Raw genomic sequence first — 17,183 nt, forward strand, 5'->3', positions numbered from 1 at the left:
AAAACCTCCTTCCCGTTTCAAATTACCAGCTTGCTTTTTTCACGCCTGGAATTTGACCTTTATAAGCAAGTTCACGGAAGCAAATACGGCAGAGTTTGAATTTGCGCAATACGGAGTGAGGACGTCCGCAACGCTCGCAACGAGTGTACGCGCGTACTGCAAACTTCGGCTGCCGCTGTTGCTTGATGATCATTGATTTCTTTGCCACATTCTTCCCTCCTTACGAGTGGGTTTATTTACGGAATGGCATACCCATTTGAGTCAGCAACTCACGAGCTTCCTCATCCGTTTTCGCGGAAGTAACAATAACGATGTCCATACCACGAACTTTATCAATTTTATCGTACTCGATCTCAGGGAAGATCAGTTGTTCCTTCAGACCGAGTGTGTAGTTACCGCGACCGTCAAAAGCCTTGGAAGAAATTCCACGGAAGTCACGAACACGCGGGAGAGATACGTTCATCAATTTGTCGAGGAAGTGGTACATACGCTCGCCGCGCAGAGTAACCTTTGCACCGATCGGCATACCTTCACGCAATTTGAAACCCGCGATGGATTTCTTAGCCTTTGTTACTACAGGCTTTTGACCAGCGATGATTTGCAGGTCTTCAATTGCAGTATCCAAGGACTTAGCGTTAGCTACCGCTTCGCCTACACCCATATTGATGATGATCTTTTCTACTTTCGGCACTTGCATGATGGAAGTGTAGTTGAACTTGCTCATCAAGCCAGGCACGATTTCGCTCGTATACTTTTCTTTCAATCTTGTTGCCATCTAGGATATCCTCCTTTCCAACCTGACTACTTGTCGAGTACTTCGCCAGACTTTTTCGCGTACCGAACTTTCTTGCCGCTATCCAATACTTTGTAACCGATGCGAGTAGCTTTTCCGGACTTCGGATCGATCAAAGATACGTTGGATACGTGAATAGCTGCTTCTTGAGTCACAATGCCACCTTGCGGGTTAGCTTGGGACGGACGGCTGTGTTTCTTCACGAGGTTGATACCTTCAACCAGAACGCGTTCTTTCTTCGGATAAGCAGCGAGAACGCGACCTTTTTTGCCTTTATCTTTGCCCGCATTTACGATAACAGTGTCGCCTTTTTTAACGTGCATCGCTTGGTGCACCTCCTATCGAACAAACTGCCTGAGTTTTGCCGTTCAATTAGATAACCTCTGGAGCCAGAGAGATGATCTTCATGAAATCCTTATCGCGGAGCTCACGAGCCACAGGTCCAAAGATACGAGTACCACGAGGGGATTGATCGTCTTTGATAACTACAGCTGCATTCTCATCGAACTTGATGTAAGAACCATCGTTACGACGAACGCCACTTGCTGTGCGTACTACAACCGCTTTAACTACTTGACCTTTCTTGACAACGCCGCCGGGTGTAGCGGATTTTACGGAGCACACGATAACATCCCCGATGTTCGCCGTTTTGCGACCGGAACCACCCAGAACCTTGATGCACATGAGTTCCTTAGCACCGGAGTTGTCAGCAACAGCCAATCTCGTTTGAGTTTGGATCATTTACTGTTCCTCCTTTCGGATTTATCTATCCGAAAATCTGACTTATACGATTACTGCCTCTTCAACGATACGTACCATACGGAAACGCTTGTCTTTAGACAATGGGCGAGTTTCCATGATTTCTACGATGTCGCCAACTTTTGCTGCGTTGTTCTCATCGTGAGCCTTGAACTTTTTGGAGAATTTCATGCGTTTACCGTACAATGGGTGTGTCTTGTAAGTTTCAACAAGAACAACAATGGTTTTATCCATCTTGTCGGAAACGACGCGACCTACAACGGTTCGACGCATATTGCGATCTGCGGTCATCGTTCAAACCTCCTTCCTATAATTAGCCGATTCCCAATTCTCTCTGGCGCAGGACGGTTTTCGCACGAGCAATATCCTTACGCACTTGTTTGATACGAGATGTGGTTTCGAGTTGACCGGTAGCCAACTGGAAACGAAGGTTGAACAACTCTTCTTTCAAAGAAGTAACGTTTTGTTCGAGCTCGGCAGTGGTCAAATTACGGTACTCATTAGCCTTCATGTGCGTCACCACCCACTTCTTCACGCTTCACGAACTTGCACTTGATAGGCAGTTTGTGCATAGCCAGACGCATAGCTTCGCGAGCGACTTCTTCAGGAACACCAGCAAGTTCAAACATGATCTTGCCTGGCTTCACTACCGCTACCCATTTCTCAGGAGAACCTTTACCGGAACCCATCCGTACTTCGAGCGGTTTTTGTGTAACTGGTTTGTCAGGGAAAATTTTAATCCAGACTTTACCACCACGTTTAATGTAACGGGTCATTGCAATACGGGCAGCCTCGATTTGACGGTTGGTTACCCAAGATGGTTCCATTGCTTGCAATCCGTATTCACCGAACGCAACAGTGGTACCGCCTTTTGCGTTACCTGCCATTTTCCCGCGGTGTTGTTTACGGTGTTTCACGCGTTTTGGCGTCAACATGATTACTTGCCTCCTTCCTCAGTAGCGACGTTCTTTCTCGCTGGAAGGACTTCTCCACGATAGATCCACACTTTAACACCGATGCGACCATAAGTGGTATGTGCTTCAGCAGTACCGTAGTCGATGTCAGCGCGCAATGTGTGAAGCGGAACAGTACCTTCGCTATAACCTTCAGAACGTGCGATGTCCGCGCCGCCAAGACGACCGCTTACCAAGGTTTTGATACCTTTAGCACCAGAGCGCAGCGAACGAGTGATCGATTGCTTTTGCGCACGGCGGAAAGAAATGCGGTTTTCCAATTGGCGTGCAATATTTTCAGCTACAAGAGTAGCATCCAGATCCGGACGTTTTACTTCGTTGATGTTGATATGAACGCGTTTGCCAGTCAGTTCGGTCAAAGTTTTGCGCAGAGTTTCAACCTCTGAACCACCTTTACCAATTACCATACCAGGCTTAGCGGTGTGAATCGTAACGTTCACGCGATTAGCTGCGCGTTCGATTTCGATCGTGGATACAGCAGCATCCTTCAGACGCCCTTTTACATACTTACGGATTTTCAAGTCTTCGTGCAACAGAGTTGCGAAGTCCTTGTCAGCGTACCATTTGGACTCCCAGTCACGAATGACACCGATCCGAAGACCTACCGGGCTTACCTTTTGACCCACACGTAATCCCTCCTTATTTCTCGTTTAGTACCACTGTGATGTGGCTCGTGCGTTTATGGATGCGGCTAGCGCGACCCATAGCGCGCGGACGGAAACGCTTCAACGTAGGACCTTGGTCTACGAAGATTTTGCCTACTACCAAGCTATTTGGATCCAGCTCATAGTTGTGCTCAGCGTTTGCAATAGCCGACTTCAGGAGCTTTTCAACAACTGGAGAAGCTGCCTTTGGCGTGTGTTTCAAGATCGCCAAAGCTTCACCTACTTGCTTGCCTCTGATCAAGTCAACCACCAGGCGGACTTTACGAGACGCGATGCGAATATTCCGTGCAACTGCTTTTGCTTCCATCTTTGTACCTCCTCTCTGTCAAGAGAAAATTAGCGCTTCTTGGACTTCTTGTCGTTGTCGACGTGACCCTTGAAGGTACGAGTTGGTGCGAATTCACCCAATTTATGACCAACCATGTCTTCCGATACGTATACAGGTACATGTTTGCGGCCATCGTAAACTGCAAACGTGTGTCCTACGAAATCAGGGAAGATGGTGGAACGGCGAGACCATGTTTTGATCACGCGTTTCTCGTTCTTTTCATTTTGCTCGTCAACTTTTTTCATCAAGTGGTCATCCACGAAAGGACCCTTTTTTAAGCTACGTCCCATTAGTGAACCTCCCTTCGCCATAGGCGTTCGGTTATAGTATCAGCCTACCTTACTTTTTACGGCGGCGGATGATGTACTGGTCGGACTTGTTCTTCTTCTTACGAGTCTTGAGACCCAGGGTTGGTTTACCCCAAGGAGTAACAGGAGCCTTACGACCGATTGGAGCGCGACCTTCACCACCACCGTGTGGGTGATCGTTAGGGTTCATTACGCTACCGCGAACTGTCGGGCGAATACCCAACCAGCGGGAACGTCCTGCTTTACCGATGTTCAGCAATTCGTGATCTTGGTTACCTACTTGACCGATGGTAGCGCGGCATACGTTATGAATGCGGCGAGTTTCACCGGAAGACAGGCGTACGATTACGAATTCACCATCACGACCAAGCAATTGAGCAGAAGTACCAGCAGCGCGAACCAATTGGCCACCCTTACCAGGTTTCAGCTCGATGTTGTGGATGGTAGTACCTACCGGGATTTTCTCCATTGGCAGTGCGTTACCGATTTTGATGTCGGCATCTGCTCCGGATACAATCTGGTCGCCCACTTTCAGGTTTTGTGGAGCGATAATGTAACGCTTTTCACCGTCAGCATAGTTGATCAGCGCGATGTTAGCGGAACGGTTTGGATCGTATTCAATGGTTGCTACGCGACCAATGATACCATCTTTGTTACGTTTGAAGTCGATAATACGGTATTTACGTTTGTGACCGCCACCTTGATGACGAACGGTAATTCTACCTTGGTTGTTGCGACCAGCTTTTTTGCTGAGAGGCGCCAACAAGGATTTTTCGGGAGTCGACGTGGTGATCTCCTCGAAAGTAGAAACCGTCATTTGGCGACGACCAGGAGAAGTCGGTTTAAACTTTTTGATACCCATGTTAATACCCTCCTTTTCGGTAGTCGTCGAGGTTATACTCCCTCGTAGAAGGCCAATTCTTTGCTGTCATCAGTCAGCTTAACGATTGCTTTCTTCCACTCGGATGTGTAACCGGAGTATTTTCCGTAGCGTTTTGGTTTCGCAGGTACACGAACTGTGTTAACTGCTTCTACTTTTACGCCAAATACTTTTTCAACAGCTTGTTTGATTTCTGTCTTGTTGGCTTTGAGAGGTACTTCGAATACGTACTTTTTCTCAGCCATCATGTCAGTGGTGCGCTCGGTAATGACAGGGCGTTTAAGGACATCATGAAGGCTCTTCATTAGGCGAGCACCTCCTCTACTTTCGCAATCGCTTCTTTCGTCACGATTACTTTGTCATGCGCTACCAGATCAAGAACGTTAATGCCTGCAGCATCTACGATTTTTGCACCTGGAATATTGCGGGAAGCAAGAGCTACGTTTTGGTCGTACTCGGAAGTAACGATCAGAACTTTGCGATCTGCTTTCAAGTTGTTCAGAACAACTGTCATTTCTTTAGTTTTAGGAGCTGCAATGTTCAGAGCATCCAAAACCAACATTTCATTGCTTTGTACTTTTGCGGAGAGTGCGGATTTCAGTGCCAAACGGCGAACTTTACGGTTCAGTTTGTAACCGTATTTGCGCGGAGTTGGACCGAATACAACACCGCCACCTTTCCATTGCGGAGAGCGAATGGAACCTTGGCGTGCACGTCCTGTACCTTTTTGGCGCCATGGCTTGCGGCCACCACCACGTACTTCAGAACGGTTCTTTACATCATGTGTACCTTGACGTTGGGATGCTTGTTGCATCACGATCGCATCGTACAGAACTGCGCTGTTAGGCTCAATCCCAAATACGCTGTCTGCCAGATCGATTTCGCCAACTTGAGAACCGCTTTGGTTATAAAGAGCTACTTTCGGCATGTCAGTTCCTCCTTTCCTTACTAGTTCTTCTTGACTGCCGTGGAAACCAGTACGCAGCCGTTTTTCGGACCAGGCACGGAGCCTTTTACGAGAATCAAGTTGCGTTCTGCGATAACTTTAACCACTTCCAGGTTTTGAATGGTAACGTTGTCTCCACCCATTTGACCTGGCAGGGTTTGGCCTTTAAATACACGACCTGGATCGACAGCACCCAAAGAACCTGGGCGGCGATGGTAGCGTGAACCGTGAGCCATAGGACCGCGGGATTGATTGTGACGTTTGATCGCACCTTGGAAACCTTTACCCTTGGTTACGCCGGCAACGTCAACGAATTCTCCCTCAGCAAAAATGTCAGCCTTCAACTCTTGACCAACCTCATAGTCAGCGAGGTTTACTCCGCGAATTTCGCGAATGAAGCGCTTAGGAGCAGTGTTAGCTTTTGCTGCATGGCCTTTTTCCGGCTTGTTAGCGCGCTGTTCTTTTTTGTCTTCGAAGCCGATTTGAATCGCTTCATAACCGTCGTTCGCAACGTCTTTCTTCTGAAGAACTACGTTAGAACCTGCTTCGATAACCGTTACAGCAATCGCTGTTCCGTTTGGACCAAAAACTTGACTCATTCCAAGTTTTTTCCCTAAGATTCCTTTGGTCATTTGTGCCACCTCCTGTGCTTATTTCAGTAAAACGCTTTATGTTGTATCAAGTCCCCATCGATGCGCAGGGGTGCCATTTAAGGGTTTGTTGCTTGGTATAACACGCTTATCAAGACAACGTCTGCGCGTGTATCGCTTTTTGGGACCTTACAGTTTAATCTCGATGTCCACACCAGATGGCAGATCTAGACGCATCAGAGCATCTACTGTTTGTGGTGTTGGATTCAAGATATCGATCAAACGTTTATGTGTACGCATCTCGAATTGCTCACGAGAATCTTTGTACTTATGAACCGCACGCAGGATCGTGTAAATTGCTTTCTCCGTAGGAAGTGGAATTGGACCGGATACGTTAGCACCGGAACGCTTCGCAGTGTCCACGATTTTCTCTGCGGACTGATCCAGGATTTTGTGATCATACGCCTTCAAACGAATACGAATCTTTTGCTTTGCCATTGAAGTCCCTCCTTTTTCGCCCATTTTTTAAACAGACATTTCTCCGTGGAAATATCCTGCACCCCAGTCATGGCAAAGGGCCCGGGTGTGTCAGCAACCTCCCACATCATCGCAAGTCCATGACCAACATTCAATATTGTACTAAAAAGATCTGGGCAACGCAAGTTTTTTCTTGGGTTTCCGTATATTTTTTTGTACATGGTGTGCCTACTGAATGACTCACCTTGATCATCTTACAGATTTCTGCGAAGAAAGGCAAGCGGGATTACCTGCCAACTCGCCGAGCAATCTATCTATAATAGAAGGAAGACGTTATACTTATGATTGTAATCGTTATGAAATGGAGGTTTTCCTCAATGTCTGATGTGAATCAAACCCCTTATGAAATCATTGGCGGTGCAGATACCTTGACCCGTCTTGTCGATACCTTTTATGATCTGGTAAAGCAGCATCCCGATATTACCGAACTCTTCCCTGAAGATTTAACGCAAGTGAAGGAGCGACAATATCTGTTTTTGACACAGTTTCTCGGTGGTCCAAGCCTGTATTCGGATGCCCATGGCCATCCAATGCTGAGAGCACGGCACATGCCGTTCCCTATTGGACCTATACAGGCAGAGGCTTGGCTCGCTTGTATGGATAAAGCCATGGATCTGACTGGACTCGAAGGCGAGATTCGGAAGCAAATCTTTGATCGCTTGCGTTTAACCGCCCACCATATGGTCAATAAGTGGGATCAATAAGAAAAAGCGTAGGACAATTACTGTCCTACGCTTTTGTTGTTATATCAGGCGTTGCTGCCGCCCGTGTGGCTTTCGCTCCCACCAGGCTACGCGATCCCAAATAAACACCGCCTACGATCATACACAGTGCTAGTAAGTGTACGAGTTGAAGGCTTTCTCCCAGGAATATCGCCGCAAATACCAAACTGGCCATTGGCATTCCATTTAGGAAAACAGCCGTTCGACTCGCTCCCAGCTGACGTATCCCATAATTCCAGCCGATCGAGCCGAGAGCTGTTGATAGCGCACCTGAAGCAAATATCACAAGCCACTGGAAGGAAGAAACATCCAAAGAAAGATAATAGGAAGCTGGTTGAACAGTCAATGCAACTCCCCACAAGAAAATGACCCCAAACATTTGCGATAAAGCCGTAATTAAAAGTACCGGTACCCCTCTTACTACCAATTTCCGTATGAGTAAACCACCCGTTACATACATGAGCATGGAGAAAAACATAATGGCATCTCCCCAGCCATTCATATGAAGGCCACCGTGCTGAGAGATAACGACAATCAATACTCCGGCAAAGCCCATTCCAATGCCAAGCCCTTTTTTCAACGACATACCTTCCCCTAAGAGAAGCATCGCCAAGAGCGCCGTTGCCAATGGATTTAATCCAAGAATAAGCGATGCATTTCCTGCTGTCGTATATTGAACACCCGCCGCAAGCGTTATTTGATGAAGCGCGATAGAACTAGCACCGACACCAGCCAACAAAAACCAATCTGTTTTGCTAAATCGCAAACTCTTTCTGTATAAGAAGATGAGTGGCGATAAACAGATTCCACCGACAGTCATACGTATAGCGGCGACATATAATGGAGGGAACGTTGCTAAATATTTGACCATGACCACGTTCAATCCCCACAGCGTGACAACACCTGCAAGCATAAGAAACAATAATCGCTCATTATTTTTCATCTCTAGTATCCCCCATCCAATCCTGATGGTATTGTAGCATATTGCTACGAGAGGCAAATTGAATGATTTTGATGGGAGTTATTTAAAAATTCGATAAAAGCACATAAAAAAACCCGACAACCAAAGTTGTCGGGTTTTGTGTATCAGTAAAACCTAAGCGTCGATAGAAGCTACAACGCCTGCGCCTACTGTACGGCCACCTTCGCGGATCGCGAAGCGAGTACCTTGTTCCATCGCTACTGGAGCGATCAGTTCTACAGTGAACTCAGTGTTGTCGCCAGGCATGATCATTTCAACGCCTTCTGGCAGTTGGATGATACCTGTTACGTCAGTTGTACGGAAGTAGAATTGTGGACGGTAGTTAGCAAAGAAAGGAGTGTGACGTCCGCCTTCTTCTTTGGACAGAACGTAAACTTCTGCTTTGAACTTCGTGTAAGGCTTAACGGAACCTGGTTTCGCCAAGCATTGTCCACGCTCGATGTCGTTACGGTCTACACCGCGCAGAAGAGCACCGATGTTGTCACCAGCTTGAGCGGAATCCAGCAATTTGCGGAACATCTCAACGCCAGTTACAGTAGTTGTTTTTGTTTCTTCAGCCAAACCGATGATCTCAACTTGGTCACCAACTTTTACTACACCGCGCTCTACGCGACCAGTAGCAACAGTACCACGACCAGTGATCGTGAACACGTCCTCTACAGGCATCAGGAACGGCTTGTCAGTTGCGCGCTCAGGAGTTGGGATGTAGGAATCTACAGCTTCCATCAGCTCAACAATTTTCTTAGCCCAGTCACCAGTTGGGTTATCCAAAGCTTCTTTAGCAGAACCTTTGATTACTGGAGTGTCGTCACCTGGGAACTCATATTGAGACAACAGGTCACGGATTTCCATTTCAACCAGTTCCAACAACTCTTCATCGTCTACCATGTCGCATTTGTTCATGAATACTACGATGTAAGGTACGCCTACTTGCTTGGAGAGCAGGATGTGCTCGCGAGTTTGTGGCATAGGGCCATCAGCTGCGGATACAACCAGGATAGCGCCGTCCATTTGAGCAGCACCAGTAATCATGTTTTTCACGTAGTCAGCGTGACCAGGGCAGTCAACGTGAGCATAGTGACGGTTGTCAGTTTCGTACTCAACGTGAGCAGTGTTGATTGTGATACCGCGCTCTTTTTCTTCTGGAGCAGCGTCAATTGCAGCATAGTTCATAGCTTGTGCTTTACCGCTCTGTGCCAATACAGTTGTAATAGCAGCAGTCAGGGTAGTTTTACCATGGTCAACGTGACCGATAGTACCAATGTTAACGTGTGGTTTATTACGCTCAAATTTCGCTTTTGCCATGAGAGGAAAGCCTCCTTATAGATAAGGGTTTTATGGTTTGAAGAAAGGTTTACCTTACGAATGGTTGTCCCTTCCATATTGTAAACCTTTCTGATTGCAAGATAAAGCTGTAACCTGTAATTATTCGCCTTTAGATTTCTTGATGATCTCTTCAGCGATAAATTTAGGTACTTCTTCGTAGTGGTCGATCACCATGGAGTAAACGCCACGGCCTTGGGTACGGGAACGAAGAATTGTGGAGTAACCGAACATCTCGGACAGTGGTACCATCGCACGGATTACTTGTGCATTTGCACGAGCTTCCATACCTTCGATACGACCGCGGCGGGAGTTCAGGTCGCCCATTACGTCGCCCATGTACTCTTCTGGCATTGTAACTTCTACTTTCATGATTGGCTCGAGCAGTACTGCGCCACATTTTTTCGCAGCTTCCTTCAATGCGAGGGAACCTGCTACTTTAAATGCCATCTCGTTAGAGTCAACATCATGGTAGCTACCGTCTACGATAGTAGCTTTGATATCAACCAGCGGGAAGCCGGCGATAACACCATTTTTCATGGACTCCTCGATACCCGCTTGAACAGCAGGGATGTATTCGCGTGGTACTACACCACCAACGATTTTGTTTTCGAATTGGAAGCCTTGACCAGCTTCGAGTGGAGCAAATTCCACCCAAACGTGACCGTATTGACCACGACCGCCGGACTGACGAACGAATTTACCTTCCACTTTCGCTGCGTTACGGAATGTTTCACGGTAAGCAACCTGTGGAGCACCTACGTTCGACTCAACTTTAAATTCGCGTTTCAGACGGTCTACGATGATCTCCAAGTGAAGTTCACCCATACCGGAGATGATAGTTTGACCAGTCTCTTCGTCTGTACGAGTTCTGAACGTTGGATCCTCTTCAGCAAGTTTGGACAGGCCGATACCCATCTTGTCTTGGTCTGCTTTGGATTTTGGTTCGATCGCAACAGAGATAACTGGCTCTGGGAAGTCCATAGACTCGAGGATTACAGGAGCCTTTTCATCACACAGAGTATCACCAGTTGTTGTATCTTTCAAACCTACAGCTGCTGCAATGTCACCGGAGTAAACCGTTTGGATCTCTTCACGGTGGTTTGCGTGCATTTGCAGGATACGGCCTACACGCTCACGTTTACCCTTAGTAGAGTTGAGAACGTAAGAACCGGAATTCAGTACACCGGAGTATACACGGAAGAATGTCAAACGACCAACATACGGGTCAGTCATGATCTTGAACGCAAGAGCAGAGAACGGACCGTTGTCGTCAGCTGGACGATCAACTTCATCTTCAGTATCTGGCAATGTACCTTTAATTGCAGGGATATCTACCGGAGACGGCAGGTAAGATACTACGTTGTCCAGCATAGGCTGAACACCTTTGTTCTTGTAAGAAGAACCGCACATTACCGGCGTCAGTTTGCACTCGATAGTACCCTTACGCAGAGCAGCACGGATTTCGTCGTTGGTCAGCTCTTCGCCTTCCAAGTACTTCATCATGAGCTCTTCGTCTTGTTCTGCAGCTGCCTCAACCATCGCCATACGAAGTTCTTCGCAACGAGCGAGCAGGTCAGCAGGGATTTCAGCGGAGTCAGAAGTTTTACCCAAATCATCGGTATATACGATTGCCTTCATTTCGATCAGGTCAACCATACCTTTGAATTGATCTTCTGCACCGATTGGATATTGGATTGCTACAGGATTTGCACCCAGGCGAGATTTGATCTGACCCAAGCACATATCGAAGTTAGCACCCATGATATCCATTTTGTTGATGTAGCACATGCGTGGTACGCCATAGCGGTCAGCTTGGCGCCATACGGTTTCGGTTTGTGGCTCAACGCCACCTTTTGCGTCAAAAACGGTTACAGCACCGTCAAGAACGCGCAGGGAGCGCTCAACTTCTACAGTGAAGTCTACGTGGCCTGGTGTATCGATGATGTTGATACGATGACCAGCCCATTGAGCAGTAGTAGCAGCCGAAGTGATCGTGATACCACGCTCTTGCTCTTGTTCCATCCAGTCCATGGTTGCTGCACCTTCGTGCACCTCACCAATTTTATGAACGCGACCAGTGTAGAACAGAATACGCTCAGTAGTCGTCGTCTTACCAGCATCGATGTGAGCCATGATACCGATATTACGCGTATTCGGCAAAGAGAACTCGCGAGCCATTAGGTATGCTCCTTCCATACTCGAGTTTGAGAATAAACGGGTATCCAATACGGACACCCGATTCAATTCCTACCAGCGATAGTGAGCAAACGCTTTGTTCGCTTCAGCCATCTTGTGCGTGTCTTCACGCTTTTTAACTGCTGCACCGGTGTTGTTAGCAGCGTCCATGATCTCGTTAGCAAGACGTTGTTCCATGGTTTTCTCTCCACGGTTACGGGAGTAGTTAACCATCCAACGCAGACCAAGAGTGGTACGGCGCTCCGGTTTTACTTCGATTGGTACTTGGTAGTTAGCACCACCTACACGGCGAGCTTTAACTTCCAGTACTGGCATTACGTTTTTCAGTGCTTCTTCAAACACTTCCATCGGGTTGCGACCTGTGCGCTCCTGGATGATGTCAAATGCGTTGTAGAGAATGTTCTGAGCTACACCACGCTTACCATCCAACATCAGGCGGTTAATCAAGCGAGTAACCAACTTGCTGTTGTGAATAGGATCTGGCAGCACGTCACGACGGGTTACAGGACCTTTACGAGGCATCGTATTCCCTCCTTCTTTTCGATATAAAGTCACGCCACTTCACAGGCGTTTGTCTTATTTCTTTTTCGCTGCAGCTGCTGCTTGACCTGGCTTCGGACGCTTAGTACCGTACTTGGAACGACCTTGTTTACGGTTGTTCACACCAGCAGTGTCAAGTGCACCACGAACGATATGGTAGCGTACCCCTGGCAAGTCTTTTACACGACCGCCGCGCACCAGCACGACGCTATGTTCTTGCAGGTTGTGGCCAATACCACCGATGTAAGCTGTTACCTCGATTCCGTTTGTCAAACGCACACGAGCGTATTTACGCAACGCGGAGTTCGGTTTTTTCGGAGTCATGGTACCTACACGAGTGCAAACACCACGTTTTTGAGGAGAGCTTTGGTTGGTTTGGCTTTTCTTGAAGCTGTTGTACCCCTTTTGAAGAGCTGGGGACTTCGACTTCACAACCTTATCCTCGCGACCTTTACGCACCAATTGGTTAATTGTAGGCATGATGTTACCTCCCTTCTTAATACCCAATCTTCAAGACCACAGATCCAGGTGAGTCATTTTTAGGTCAAATAGAAAGTCCTTGTCCAGTATTACGCAACGTGTAACCACAGACAAAAACATCGTCAACCACTTTTTTTAATCGCAGCAGTAGCTGCTCCCACTTCAATTCCGCACGCTTTGCCTAGACGACGCATGGAATCTACATGGATGACTGGAACACCCTTCTCTTTGCAAAGGAGCTCGACTTTTTGGGTCAAACGCTTATCTGCATCGACAGCGATATACACTGCTTCTACCTGTTGGCTTTCAACAGCTTTAATCGTCTGCTTAATGCCGATTGTCAAGTCCTTGGCCCGCTCGACTTTTTCATAAGACATGATTCTCATATCCTCCAAAGTACAGATGTCAGGCACACTTGAATATAATATCAGGTGGGCTAGTTGTTGTCAACGCCCATTTGATATTTTTTATTTAGGAAAGCGCCCACCAATTGGTGATGGGCGCCTTTCCCGCAATTACTCTACAGAAACTGCTTCTTGCTCAGCCTTCGCTGCTTCCAGCTCTGCTTCGTAATCTACTTGGCTAGCAACTTTTACATTGCGGTAACGTGACATACCGGTACCTGCTGGAACCAGCTTACCGATAATAACGTTCTCTTTCAAACCTAGCAAGCGGTCCACTTTTCCTTTGATCGCTGCATCGGTAAGAACACGAGTCGTCTCCTGGAAGGATGCTGCCGACAGGAAGGAGTCGGTTTCGAGGGATGCTTTGGTGATCCCGAGAAGAACCGGACGACCTACTGCTGGACTTCTGCCTTCCATGAGCGCTTTTGTGTTCGCTACTTCAAATTCTGGTACCTCTACATAGGAGCCTGGCAAGAGGTCAGTATCTCCGCTGTCGATGACGCGCAGTTTGCGCAGCATCTGGCGAATCATAACCTCAACGTGCTTGTCGTTAATTTCTACCCCTTGCATACGGTAAACTTTTTGTACCTCTTGCAAGATGTAGTTGGAAACGCCGCGCATGCCACGAACTTTGAGCATTTCTTTCGGGTCTACGGAACCTTCCGTGAGCTCATCACCAGCATTCAGCTTGACACCAACAGAAACCTTGATGCGAGAGCCATACGGTGCTGCATACACTTTGTTTTCCGCTTCTCCACGTACTTCGATTTCGCGACGATCTTTCCCTTCGCGAATGTCGACGACTTCACCATCGATCTCGGAGATGACTGCTTGCCCTTTTGGATTACGCGCTTCGAACAACTCCTGAATACGCGGCAAACCTTGGGTAATATCGTCTCCCGCAACCCCACCGGTATGGAAGGTACGCATGGTCAGCTGGGTACCCGGCTCACCAATGGACTGAGCAGCGATAATACCAACCGCTTCTCCCACTTCCACCTCGGCACCTGTCGCCAGGTTGCGTCCGTAGCACAGTTTGCAAACACCATGGCTGGTGCGGCAAGCAAGTACGTTACGGATATATACGGAAGTAATACCTTCTTTTTCGATATACTCGGCAACCTCTTCAGAGATCTCCTCATTGCGGTGCACGATAATTTCTTTCGTCTCAGGGTGGCGCAAAGTCTCGAAGCAAGTACGTCCTGTCAGACGGTCAGACAGCTTCTCGATTTCTTCTTTACCATCCTTGATTGCTGTTACTCGGATACCTTTATCTGTTCCACAATCGGTTTCGCGTACGATCACGTCTTGAGCAACGTCTACCAGACGACGAGTCAGGTAGCCCGAGTCCGCTGTACGCAACGCTGTATCGGCGAGACCTTTACGCGCACCATGCGTGGAGATAAAGTATTCCAATACCGTCAGACCCTCACGGAAGTTGGATTTAATCGGCAACTCGATGATTCGACCGGATGGGTTTGCCATCAGACCGCGCATACCAGCCAGCTGAGTGATCTGGGATACGTTACCACGGGCACCGGAGTTCGCCATCATGAAGATCGCATTGAACTTATCCATGGACTTCATCAATACTTCTGTTACCTCATCCTTGGCCTTGGACCAGATAGAGATAACGCGGTCGTAACGCTCGTCTTCGGTAATTAAACCACGACGGAATTGCGTCATGACAGTTGCAACTCTCTCATCTGCCGCATCAAGGATGTCTTTTTTCTTTCCTGGTACCGCGATGTCCGCTACGGCAATCGTAATACCTGCTTTCGTCGAATACGTGAAGCCCAGTTCCTTAATTCTGTCGAGGATCATGGATGTTTTCATCGTACCGAAGCGACGGAAGCACTCGGAAATAATGGTTCCCAAGAATCCTTTTTTAACAGCACCCGGATCTGGGAGGTTTTTAATGAACTCCGAAACATTTGTACCTTTATCAAATACAAAGCACTCATCTGGAACCATCGTTTGCAGGTTAGCCCTAGTCGGTGCATTGATGAACGGCAAATCAGCAGGGAAAATTTCGTTGAAGATTACTTTACCTACTGTCGTTACGATCAGCGAGTTCTCTTGACGCTCAGTAAAGCTGGTTTTGTTCAGGCGTTTCGCTGGCAGAGCGATGCGCGTATGCAGGCTGATAAAGCCTTGCTGATAAGCGGCAATCGCATCGTGAGGATCGCGATAAATCGTACCCTCGCCTTTGTCGCCTTCGCGTTCCAGCGTCAGGTAGTAGGAACCAAGCACCATATCCTGGGATGGTGTTACTACCGGCTTACCGTCTTTCGGGTTCAAGATGTTTTGCGCTGCCAGCATGAGGATACGGGCTTCCGCCTGTGCCTCAGCAGACAACGGAACGTGAACCGCCATTTGGTCACCGTCGAAGTCCGCGTTGTACGCTGTACAAACGAGCGGATGCAGACGGATCGCACGACCTTCAACCAGAACTGGTTCGAAAGCCTGGATACCCAGACGGTGCAAGGTGGGGGCACGGTTCAACAGTACCGGGTGCTCGCGAATAACGTCTTCGAGAACGTCCCAAACTTCTGGCTGAACGCGCTCAACCTTGCGCTTTGCGCTCTTGATGTTGTGAGCGAGGCCTTTGGAAACCAGCTCTTTCATCACGAACGGCTTGAAGAGCTCCAGCGCCATTTCTTTTGGCAAACCGCACTGATACATCTTCAGGTTAGGTCCTACAACGATAACGGAACGACCGGAGTAGTCAACACGCTTACCGAGCAGGTTTTGACGGAAACGACCTTGTTTACCTTTCAGCATGTGGCTGAGAGATTTCAAAGGACGGTTACCTGGTCCTGTTACCGGACGTCCACGACGACCGTTGTCGATGAGCGCGTCTACTGCTTCCTGCAGCATGCGTTTCTCGTTTTGTACGATAATGTCAGGAGCACCCAGTTCGAGCAGGCGCTTCAGACGGTTATTACGGTTGATTACACGGCGATACAGGTCATTCAAGTCGGAAGTGGCAAAACGTCCACCATCCAACTGAACCATTGGACGAAGCTCCGGCGGGATAACCGGCAGTACGTCGAGAACCATCCAATCCGGGTGGTTACCGGAGTTGCGGAACGCCTCGAGCACTTCCAGGCGCTTGATCGCACGGTTGCGACGCTGTCCTTGTGCCGTTTTCAAATCTTCTTTTAACGTTTCCACATCTTTATCCAGATCGATTTCAGCAAGCAGGCGCTTAATCGCTTCTGCTCCCATCATCGCTTGGAAGGAGTGGCCGTATTTCTCACGATAGTTGCGATACTCTTTTTCGGAGAGCAATTGCTTTTTATCGAGAGGAGTGTCACCCGGATCGGTTACTACGTAAGAAGCAAAGTAGATAACTTCCTCCAAGGAACGAGGGGACATGTCGAGCACCAAGCCCATACGGCTTGGAATCCCTTTGAAGTACCAGATGTGAGAAACTGGGGCAGCCAGCTCAATGTGCCCCATACGCTCACGCCGTACTTTGGCGCGGGTCACTTCCACGCCACAACGGTCGCACACTACACCTTTATAACGAACACGCTTGTATTTACCGCAATGGCATTCCCAGTCCTTGGTTGGTCCAAAGATGCGTTCGCAGAACAAGCCGTCTTTTTCCGGTTTCAGTGTGCGGTAGTTGATCGTCTCTGGCTTCTTTACTTCCCCGAAAGACCACGAACGGATCTTATCGGGGGAAGCCAAGCCGATCTTCATATATTCGAAGTTGTTCACGTCAATCACAGGGCGTTACCTCCC

23 protein-coding genes are annotated in these 17,183 nt (G+C 48.1%); 1 reads left to right on the top strand and 22 read right to left on the bottom strand.

The genetic code is table 11. The annotated features are described in order from the left end of the window. Positions 1-22: 22 nt before the first annotated feature. From HPY27_RS28320 to rpsJ, 15 genes are all read right to left on the bottom strand, one after another. Positions 23-208 carry a type Z 30S ribosomal protein S14 gene (locus tag HPY27_RS28320; RefSeq protein WP_005828830.1) on the bottom strand — a complete coding sequence of 62 codons (186 nt, stop codon included), beginning with the start codon at positions 206-208 and terminating at the stop codon, positions 23-25. Between the two features lie 24 nt (positions 209-232). Beyond that, positions 233-775, bottom strand: a complete 543-nt coding sequence (rplE, locus tag HPY27_RS28325; RefSeq protein ID WP_007716254.1) for a 50S ribosomal protein L5 — start codon at positions 773-775, stop codon at positions 233-235. A gap of 26 nt (positions 776-801) precedes the next feature. Beyond that, on the bottom strand, positions 802-1,116 hold the full coding sequence (rplX, locus tag HPY27_RS28330; RefSeq protein WP_017247051.1) for a 50S ribosomal protein L24: 315 nt from the start codon (positions 1,114-1,116) through the stop codon (positions 802-804). Between the two features lie 49 nt (positions 1,117-1,165). Next, complete coding sequence (gene rplN, locus HPY27_RS28335) at positions 1,166-1,534, bottom strand: 50S ribosomal protein L14 (protein WP_017247050.1); 369 nt, start codon at positions 1,532-1,534, stop codon at positions 1,166-1,168. Positions 1,535-1,576: 42 nt separating this feature from the next. Then, positions 1,577-1,843, bottom strand: coding sequence for a 30S ribosomal protein S17 (gene rpsQ / locus HPY27_RS28340; protein ID WP_007716251.1), 267 nt, complete (start codon positions 1,841-1,843; stop codon positions 1,577-1,579). 22 nt (positions 1,844-1,865) lie between these two features. Further along, positions 1,866-2,063 (bottom strand): 50S ribosomal protein L29, encoded by a 198-nt coding sequence (gene rpmC, locus HPY27_RS28345; RefSeq protein ID WP_007716250.1) that lies wholly within the window; start codon positions 2,061-2,063, stop codon positions 1,866-1,868. Further along, positions 2,053-2,487 carry a 50S ribosomal protein L16 gene (gene rplP / locus HPY27_RS28350; protein ID WP_007716249.1) on the bottom strand — a complete coding sequence of 145 codons (435 nt, stop codon included), beginning with the start codon at positions 2,485-2,487 and terminating at the stop codon, positions 2,053-2,055. Before rplP ends, rpmC begins: the two co-directional genes overlap by 11 nt. Positions 2,488-2,489: 2 nt before the next feature. Next, on the bottom strand, positions 2,490-3,152 hold the full coding sequence (gene rpsC, locus HPY27_RS28355; protein WP_007716248.1) for a 30S ribosomal protein S3: 663 nt from the start codon (positions 3,150-3,152) through the stop codon (positions 2,490-2,492). Between the two features lie 13 nt (positions 3,153-3,165). Next, positions 3,166-3,498: a 50S ribosomal protein L22 gene (rplV, locus tag HPY27_RS28360; RefSeq protein WP_017247049.1), complete on the bottom strand. Its 333-nt coding sequence runs from the start codon at positions 3,496-3,498 to the stop codon at positions 3,166-3,168. Between the two features lie 29 nt (positions 3,499-3,527). Continuing rightward, positions 3,528-3,809, bottom strand: coding sequence for a 30S ribosomal protein S19 (rpsS, locus tag HPY27_RS28365; RefSeq protein ID WP_007716246.1), 282 nt, complete (start codon positions 3,807-3,809; stop codon positions 3,528-3,530). A 49-nt stretch (positions 3,810-3,858) separates the two neighbouring features. Continuing rightward, complete coding sequence (rplB, locus tag HPY27_RS28370) at positions 3,859-4,689, bottom strand: 50S ribosomal protein L2 (RefSeq protein ID WP_007716245.1); 831 nt, start codon at positions 4,687-4,689, stop codon at positions 3,859-3,861. 32 nt (positions 4,690-4,721) lie between these two features. Further along, positions 4,722-5,012 (bottom strand): 50S ribosomal protein L23, encoded by a 291-nt coding sequence (gene rplW, locus HPY27_RS28375; RefSeq protein ID WP_007716243.1) that lies wholly within the window; start codon positions 5,010-5,012, stop codon positions 4,722-4,724. Then, positions 5,012-5,635, bottom strand: a complete 624-nt coding sequence (gene rplD / locus HPY27_RS28380) for a 50S ribosomal protein L4 (protein WP_017247048.1) — start codon at positions 5,633-5,635, stop codon at positions 5,012-5,014. Before rplD ends, rplW begins: the two co-directional genes overlap by 1 nt. Before the next feature lie 20 nt (positions 5,636-5,655). Further along, a complete protein-coding gene (rplC, locus tag HPY27_RS28385; protein WP_017247047.1) occupies positions 5,656-6,285 on the bottom strand; it encodes a 50S ribosomal protein L3 in 630 nt (209 codons plus the stop codon). Between the two features lie 147 nt (positions 6,286-6,432). Then, positions 6,433-6,741: a 30S ribosomal protein S10 gene (gene rpsJ / locus HPY27_RS28390; protein ID WP_007716236.1), complete on the bottom strand. Its 309-nt coding sequence runs from the start codon at positions 6,739-6,741 to the stop codon at positions 6,433-6,435. 356 nt (positions 6,742-7,097) lie between these two features. On the opposite strand from rpsJ, the gene HPY27_RS28395 reads away from it, so the two are divergent. Further along, positions 7,098-7,484 (top strand): globin domain-containing protein, encoded by a 387-nt coding sequence (locus HPY27_RS28395; protein ID WP_174226496.1) that lies wholly within the window; start codon positions 7,098-7,100, stop codon positions 7,482-7,484. Between the two features lie 25 nt (positions 7,485-7,509). Here HPY27_RS28395 and HPY27_RS28400 read toward each other — a convergent pair whose 3' ends face one another. The 7 genes from HPY27_RS28400 to rpoC all read right to left on the bottom strand — a co-directional run bounded on the left by HPY27_RS28400 (position 7,510) and on the right by rpoC (position 17,168). Continuing rightward, positions 7,510-8,445, bottom strand: coding sequence for a DMT family transporter (locus HPY27_RS28400; protein WP_017247044.1), 936 nt, complete (start codon positions 8,443-8,445; stop codon positions 7,510-7,512). A 153-nt stretch (positions 8,446-8,598) separates the two neighbouring features. Continuing rightward, positions 8,599-9,789 carry an elongation factor Tu gene (tuf, locus tag HPY27_RS28405; RefSeq protein ID WP_017247043.1) on the bottom strand — a complete coding sequence of 397 codons (1,191 nt, stop codon included), beginning with the start codon at positions 9,787-9,789 and terminating at the stop codon, positions 8,599-8,601. Between the two features lie 120 nt (positions 9,790-9,909). Continuing rightward, the gene (gene fusA / locus HPY27_RS28410; protein WP_017247042.1) at positions 9,910-11,988 is read right to left on the bottom strand and encodes an elongation factor G; all 2,079 of its coding nucleotides are present in this window, start codon (positions 11,986-11,988) and stop codon (positions 9,910-9,912) included. A 69-nt stretch (positions 11,989-12,057) separates the two neighbouring features. Then, positions 12,058-12,528 carry a 30S ribosomal protein S7 gene (rpsG, locus tag HPY27_RS28415; protein WP_007716226.1) on the bottom strand — a complete coding sequence of 157 codons (471 nt, stop codon included), beginning with the start codon at positions 12,526-12,528 and terminating at the stop codon, positions 12,058-12,060. A gap of 54 nt (positions 12,529-12,582) precedes the next feature. Next, positions 12,583-13,026, bottom strand: a complete 444-nt coding sequence (gene rpsL / locus HPY27_RS28420) for a 30S ribosomal protein S12 (RefSeq protein WP_005828873.1) — start codon at positions 13,024-13,026, stop codon at positions 12,583-12,585. Positions 13,027-13,148: 122 nt separating this feature from the next. Beyond that, positions 13,149-13,403 carry a 50S ribosomal protein L7ae-like protein gene (locus tag HPY27_RS28425; RefSeq protein ID WP_017247041.1) on the bottom strand — a complete coding sequence of 85 codons (255 nt, stop codon included), beginning with the start codon at positions 13,401-13,403 and terminating at the stop codon, positions 13,149-13,151. Between the two features lie 138 nt (positions 13,404-13,541). Further along, complete coding sequence (gene rpoC, locus HPY27_RS28430; protein ID WP_017247040.1) at positions 13,542-17,168, bottom strand: DNA-directed RNA polymerase subunit beta'; 3,627 nt, start codon at positions 17,166-17,168, stop codon at positions 13,542-13,544. Positions 17,169-17,183: the final 15 nt, after the last annotated feature.

Source organism: Brevibacillus sp. HB1.1, from assembly GCF_013332445.1.
In the GTDB taxonomy this organism is placed as follows: domain Bacteria; phylum Bacillota; class Bacilli; order Brevibacillales; family Brevibacillaceae; genus Brevibacillus; species Brevibacillus porteri.